Here is a 7,033-nt window from a genome sequence, read left to right as displayed (position 1 = left end):
GACGATACCGCACTGACGTGGCTGCGCCACGCCGCCCAGCTCGCGCCCGAGAGCGAACGCGCCGGCTGGCTGATCGGCATCGCACAGCGCCAGCGCGGCCAGGATGCCGACGCTGCCGCCACCTGGGCATCCCTCCTCTCGCCCCCCGCCCCCGCCGCGCTGCCCGCCGCCGCCACCACCACCGCCGTACTCCTGGCGCGGGGCCTGCTGGCGCTGCGGACGCTCGCCGCCGGCGTAGTTGCCACCGCCGCCACCGCCACCGCCGCCTTCACCACGGCCGCCCAGCATCTGCATTTCATCGGCGATGATGTCGGTGGAGTACTTCTCCACGCCGTCCTGGCCGGTGTACTTGTCGTAACGCAGGCTGCCTTCGACGTAGACCGAGCTGCCCTTGCGCAGGTATTCACCGGCGATTTCGCCGAGCTTGCCGAAGAACACCACGCGATGCCATTCGGTACGCTCCTGCTGGTTGCCGTCCTTGTCCTTGCGGACGCTGGTGGTCGCCAGGCTGATGCGGGTGATCGCCATGCCGCCTTGGGTGTACTTCACGTCCGGGTCGTTGCCGAGGTTGCCGACCAGGATGACTTTGTTGATGCCGCGCGCCATAGGGTTGCTCTTCCGTTGTCCGAGGGCAGACCGCAGTCATACCACAGCCCGGACGGGGTGCGGATGCGCGGGGCCGCCCAAGGGAAATTTGGGGGGTGACAGAATGCCCCATCTTACCATTGCCACCACGCCCGACCCTGTGGGAATTCCGGTGGGAAGCGGCCAGAAACCTCCCAATGGCCTGTGCGGCAAGGGCCACGGCGGTTCAGGCTGGCGCCGCCGGCCCCTGCCCTGCCGGCCTGTCCGGCCAGGGCTGGCGGGCGGCCGGGGCAGGCCAGGACCGGTCGCACATGGCATCATGCAGGTCGTCGTTCCCGCCGTACCCCGCAATGACCATCCGAGGCAAAGCCACTTCCCTGGACATCGCCCACCTGGCCGGGGTGTCGCAGCCGACCGTGTCGCGCGCCCTGCGCGGCAGCCCGATGGTCAACCCGGAAACCCGCGAGCGTATCCTGCGCATCGCCCGGGAGCTGAACTACAAGGTCGACAAGAACGCCTCCAGCCTGCGCCTGCGCAATGCCGGCACGCTGGCGCTGCTGCTCTTCGAGGACCCCACCAACGACGACTCGCTGATCAACCCGTTCTTCCACGCCATGCTCGGCTCGATCACCCGCGCCTGCGCGCTGCGTGGCTACGACCTGCTGGTGTCGTTCCAGCAGCTGTCCACCGACTGGCAGGCCGATTACGAAGACAGCAACAAGGCCGACGGCATCATCCTCCTCGGCTACGGCGACTACCACGAGTCGCGCGAGCGCCTGCAGCGGCTGGTCGAGCAAGGCACCCACTTCGTGCGCTGGGGTGCCGCCCTGCCCGACCAGCCCGGGCTGTCGATCGGCAGCGACAACTTCCAGGGCGGCTTCGACATCACCGCCCACCTGCTCGACCAGGGCTGCCGGCGCATCGCCTTCATCGGCCATGCCTCCAGCCACTACCCGGAGTTCGAGGAACGTTATCGCGGCCACGTGGCGGCGATGGCCGCGCGCGGGGTGGCTGCCGAGCCGGCGCTGCAGCATGACGCGATCACCACCGAGCAGGACGGCTTCGATGCGTGCCAGGCACTGCTGGCGCGCGGCGAAGCGCTGGACGGGATCTTCGCCGCCAGCGACCTGATCGCCATCGGAGCGATGCGCGCCCTGCGCGAGCACGGCCTGCGCGTGCCGCAGGACGTGGCGCTGGCCGGGTTCGACGATATTCCGCTGGCTGCGTCGGTCTCGCCCACGCTCACCACCGTGCAGCAGGACACCAAGCAGGCCGGCCAGCTGCTGGTGGAGAAGCTGCTGGCGCTGATCAACGGCGAGGCGGTGGACGGCCAGACCATCGCGGTGAAGCAGGTGCTGCGGGAGTCATCGCGGCGCGGCTGAGGCGGGCCCGGCGGCGGCCATGACTTACGGCGGATGCAGCGCCGCCCGTTTCCCCGGATAAGTCGATCTTCAACACAGGGAAAGGTGTCCGCCCCCATGCTGCAGATCCGCTCGCTGTCCAAGACCTACGCCAATGGCGTGCACGCGCTCGACGCGGTCACCCTGGATATTCCCCGTGGCATGTTCGGGCTGCTCGGCCCCAACGGCGCCGGCAAGTCCTCGCTGATGCGGACCCTGTCCACCCTGCAGGAAGCCGACAGCGGCAGCGTAACGCTGGAAATCCCCGGCGAGGCCCCCATCGACGTGCTGCGCGACAAGGATGCCGTGCGCCGCCGGCTGGGCTATCTGCCGCAGGATTTCGGCGTATACCCCAAGGTCAGCGCGCTGGATCTGCTGGAGCACTTCGCCGTGCTCAAGGGCATCACCCACAAGGGCCAGCGCCGCGAGGTGGTGGACGGCCTGCTGCAGCAGGTGAACCTGTGGGACGCGCGCAAGCGCAAGCTGGGCACCTACTCCGGCGGCATGCGCCAGCGCTTCGGTATCGCCCAGGCGCTGCTCGGCGACCCGCGCCTGGTGATCGTCGATGAGCCCACCGCCGGCCTGGACCCGGAAGAGCGCAACCGCTTCCTCAACCTGCTGGCGGCCATCGGCGAGAACGTAGCGGTGATCCTGTCCACCCACATCGTGGAGGACGTGACCGACCTGTGCCCGACGATGGCGATCATGAACAAGGGCCAGGTGCTGCTGACCGGCAAACCCAGCGATGCGATCGATGCCCTGCAGCACCAGGTGTGGCGCAAGCAGGTCGATCCGTCCGCGCTGGCCGGTTACGAGGCCAACCATGTGGTGCTGTCCACGCGCCTGGTCGGGGGCCGGCCGGTGATCCATGTGCACAGTGCCAGCGATCCGGGCGATGGATTCCAGGCGGTCGCGCCCGATCTCGAGGATGTGTATTTCCAGCGACTGCGCCTGCAGTCGCGGGCCGCCTGACCGGAGCGCGCCCATGATCACAGCCTTCTTCCGCTTCGAGCTGCGCGAGCAGCTCCGTTCCCCCCTGCTGTGGCTGCTCTCGGCGCTGTTCGCGGCGCTGGCCTTTGCCGCGGCGTCCTCCGATGCGGTGCAGATCGGCGGGGGCATCGGCAATGTCCACAGCAACGCCCCGACGGTGATCGCCACCTTCATGGGCGGTTTCACCATGCTGGGAATGCTGGTGTCCACCCTGTTCGTGAGCAACGCGCTGCTGCGCGATTTCGACCTGGGCACCGCCGAACTGATCTTCGCCAGCCCGATCAAGCGCCGCGACTACCTCACCGGCCGCATCCTGGCGGCGCTGTTCGCCGGACTGCTGTTCTACCTGGTCATCGCGCTGGGCATGTTCCTGGCCCCCTTCATGCCCTGGGTGGACCCGGAGCGGATGGGCGCAGTCTCGCTGCGCGCGTATGCGTGGACCTTCGCCGTCGTCGTCATTCCCAACCTGATCTTCACCACGGCGCTGCTGTCGCTGCTGGCTGCACTGACCCGCTCGATCCTGTGGGTCTACATCGGCCTGATCGGCTACTTCGTGCTGTATGGGGTGAGCGCCTCGCTGCTGCGCGACATCGACAACACCTGGGTCGCCACCCTGTCCGAGCCGCTGGGCATGCGTGCGCTGTCGCGGACGATCCGCTACTGGGCCGCGGAACAACGCAACACCCAGCTGCCTGAACTGGCGGGCTATCTGCTGGCCAACCGCGCCGTGTGGCTGGCGGCCGCACTGGCGATGTTCGCCGCGACCTTCGCCCTGTTCCGCACCGAGCGCAGCGGCAGCGGCCGCCGTCGCTGGGGCCGCAAGGTGGCGCCGCCGGTTGCGTCGGGCGTGCGCCCGGCCGATGTGGTGGTGCCGCGCATCCACCCGACCTTCGGCGCGGCCACCGGCTGGCGCCAGTTCCTGCGCCAGGTCCGTTTCGATACCGCCGGGGTGCTGCGCAGCGTGCCGTTCCTGGTGCTGCTGGTGCTGGGCATGGCCAACTTCATCCCCAACGCGATGTCCCAGCAGTCGCTGTATGGCACGCCGATCTACCCGGTCACCGCCGAGATGCTCGGGTCACTGCAGGGCGCCTACAGCTGGCTGCTGGTGATCATCGTGCTGTTCTACGCCGGGGAACTGGTGTGGAAGGAGCGCGGCGCGCGCCTCAACGAGGTCAACGACGCCATGCCGGTGCCCAACTGGGTACCGCTGCTGGCCAAGTTCACCGTGCTGGTGGCTGTGATCGTCTGCTTCCAGGCCATCGGCGCGGTGGTGTCGATGCTGATCCAGCTGGCGCAGGGCTATACGCGGCTGGAACCGCTGCTGTACCTGCAGACCCTGGCGCTGGACGCGGTGTTCTACGTGCTGATGGGCGGCATGGCGCTGGTGCTGCAGGTACTGACCAACAACAAGTTCATCGGCTATGCGCTGCTGATCGTAGTGATGATCGGCCAGATCGCGCTGGGCCTGCTGGACTACACCCAGAACCTGTACAACTTCGGCGCCTGGCCGAACGCGCCCTATTCGGACATGAACGGCTTCGGCCACTTCCTGGCCGGACAACTGGCCTTCCAGGGCTATTGGGCGCTGCTGCTGGCGGCGCTGCTGTGCCTGGCCTCGGCCTTCTGGGTGCGTGGCGTCGGCATGGGCCTGCGCCAGCGGCTGGCACTGGCCGGCCGCCGTCTGCGCGGCCCCGCCGGTGCGGGGATGGCAACGGCCCTGCTCGCCTTCGTGGCGGTCGGTGGGTGGCTGTATTGGAGCACCAACATCCGCAACCCGTTCATGTCGCCCGACCAGGAACGCGACCTGCAGGTACGCTACGAACGCGAACTGTCCAAATACCGCAACCTGCCGCAGCCGCGCATCGTCGCGGTGGACAACCGGGTCGACCTGCATCCGGAAACCCAGACCCTCACCATCGACGCGGACTGGACGGTGCGCAACACCCACGCCACACCGATCACCGATGTGCATGTGGGCATGAGCGATGACCGCCAGCTGGTCGCGGTGGACCTGGGCGGGCAGACCCTGGGCTTCCACGATGTGGATCTGGGCTACCGCATCTACCGGCTGAGCACGCCCCTGCAGCCAGGCGAGGAACGACGCTTCCGGTTCCGCGTGGAGCAGCGCCCCAAGGGCATCACCGCCGGGCAGGCTCCGACCAACGTGGTGGACAACGGCAGCTTCTTCAACAGCGAGATGCTGCCTCAGTTCGGCTACAACGAGCGCGTGCAGCTCACCGACCGCAACGAACGGCGCAAGCGCGGGCTGGGCGAACCGACCCGCATGCCCAAGCTGGAAGACGAGGCCGCGCGCGCGAACACGTACATCACCGACGACGCCGACTGGCTGCAGTTCCGCACGACCATCTGCACCGCGCCGGACCAGATCGCACTGGCGCCCGGCTATCTGCAGGAGGAGACCACGGTGGATGGGCGGCGTTGCTTCCGCTACGCAATGGACCGGCCGATGCTCAACTTCTACGCGTACCTGTCGGCACGCTGGGAGGTCAAGCGGGGCCGCTACAGGGACATTCCGATCGAGGTCTATTACGACCCGCGCCATGCCTACAACGTGGACCGCATGATCGAGGCGGTACAGAAGTCGATGGCCTACTACGAGGCCAACTTCACTCCGTACCAGCACCGCCAGGTACGCATCATCGAGTTCCCCGGTTACCAGAGTTTTGCGCAGTCCTTTGCCAACACCATCCCCTATTCCGAGTCGATCGGCTTCATTGCCGACCTGCGCGACCCGGACGATGTGGACTACGTGTTCTACGTGACCGCCCATGAGATCGCACATCAATGGTGGGCGCACCAGGTGATCGGCGCCAACGTGCAGGGCGCCACGGTGCTGTCCGAGTCGCTGTCGCAGTACTCGGCATTGATGGTGATGGAGAAGGAGTACGGTCGCCAGCACATGCGCCAGTTCCTGAAGACCGAGCTGGACCGCTACCTGTCCGGCCGCGGCGGTGAACGCATCGAGGAGCTGCCGCTGGAGCGGGTGGAAAACCAGCAGTACATCCACTACCAGAAGGGCTCGCTGGTGTTCTACCGCCTGCGCGAGGAGATCGGCGAGGAGGCCTTGAACCGTGCGCTCAAGCGTTTCCTGCAGGACAAGGGCTTCCAGCAGCCGCCGTACACCACCTCGCGCGAGCTGCTGGGCTACATCCGTGCCGAAACCCCGGCCGATCGCCAGCAGCTGGTCACCGACCTGTTCGAGAAGATCAGCTTCTACGACAACCGGTTGCTGTCGGCCACCGCGCGCAAGCGTCCGGATGGACGCTACGACGTCACCCTGGCGCTGCACGCCGAGAAGCGGTACGCCGACGGCAGGGGCAAGGAGACGGCCGGGAACATGGACGACTGGATCGAGGTCGGTGTGTTCGCCAACGCCCCGTCGGGCAAGGAACGCGACCAGAAGGTACTGTACCTGCAGCGGCACCACATCACCGACGCTACGCCGACCCTGACCGTCACCGTGGACCAGAAACCCGACGAAGCCGGCTTCGACCCGTACAACAAGCTGATCGACCGCGTCAGCAACGACAACCGTCGCAACGTCACCCCGTAGCGCCGGGCTCTGCCCGGCAACCACACACACCGGCAACACCCGTAGTGCCGGGCTCTGCCCGGCAACCACGTACAGCACGAACGGAACGGGGACGGCCGACCCACGGTCGGCGTTCCCTGTGCGTCAGCCGAAATCCTTCAGGATTTCGCCGATGCCCTGCGGCGACAGTTCGAAGCCCAGCGCGGTGCCCGGGTTGACGACCACGCCGTAGCCACCGGGCACGCGGCGCAGGACCTCGATCATCAGCATGCGGATCGTGTGCGGCGCCTGCTGGTTGTGGACCCCCACGCGCGACGGATCGGTGAACACCGCCACGTGCAGGACGCCCTGCTTGTCGAACAGCAGGGGATCGAAGCCGCTGCCGTCCGGGGTAACCAGGCTGCCGGTCTGCAGCACCACCTCGGCGGCCACGAAGGCACGTCTAAAGCTGCCGACTAACCTCCGGTTTCTTTACCGAGGGAAACGATACCGCTGATTACAGCCA

General features: G+C 67.3%; 4 protein-coding genes and 1 pseudogene. 3 read left to right on the top strand and 2 right to left on the bottom strand.

Annotated features, from left to right (window positions below; all coding sequences use genetic code 11):
• A partial coding sequence (gene ssb / locus OC534_RS19080) for a single-stranded DNA-binding protein (RefSeq protein WP_262072402.1) occupies nt 1-606 on the bottom strand: 606 nt, incomplete at its 3' end.
• Between the two features lie 329 nt (nt 607-935).
• Between ssb and OC534_RS19075 the strand changes: the two genes are divergently transcribed.
• From OC534_RS19075 to OC534_RS19065, 3 genes are all read left to right on the top strand, one after another.
• Complete coding sequence (locus tag OC534_RS19075) at nt 936-1,967, top strand: LacI family DNA-binding transcriptional regulator (RefSeq protein ID WP_262072401.1); 1,032 nt, start codon at nt 936-938, stop codon at nt 1,965-1,967.
• 96 nt (nt 1,968-2,063) lie between these two features.
• Nucleotides 2,064-2,957 carry an ABC transporter ATP-binding protein gene (locus OC534_RS19070; protein ID WP_136006117.1) on the top strand — a complete coding sequence of 298 codons (894 nt, stop codon included), beginning with the start codon at nt 2,064-2,066 and terminating at the stop codon, nt 2,955-2,957.
• Nucleotides 2,958-2,970: 13 nt separating this feature from the next.
• Nucleotides 2,971-6,549 carry a M1 family aminopeptidase gene (locus OC534_RS19065; protein ID WP_262072400.1) on the top strand — a complete coding sequence of 1,193 codons (3,579 nt, stop codon included), beginning with the start codon at nt 2,971-2,973 and terminating at the stop codon, nt 6,547-6,549.
• A gap of 123 nt (nt 6,550-6,672) precedes the next feature.
• On the opposite strand, the pseudogene OC534_RS19060 reads toward OC534_RS19065, so the two are convergent.
• A pseudogene (locus OC534_RS19060) lies at nt 6,673-6,966 on the bottom strand (SseB family protein); the annotation flags it as partial.
• Between the last annotated feature and the right edge of the window lie 67 nt (nt 6,967-7,033).

It is taken from the genome of Stenotrophomonas sp. Marseille-Q5258 (assembly GCF_946900935.1).
GTDB lineage: Bacteria > Pseudomonadota > Gammaproteobacteria > Xanthomonadales > Xanthomonadaceae > Stenotrophomonas > Stenotrophomonas nematodicola.
This window is presented reverse-complemented; position numbering and strand designations above follow the sequence as displayed.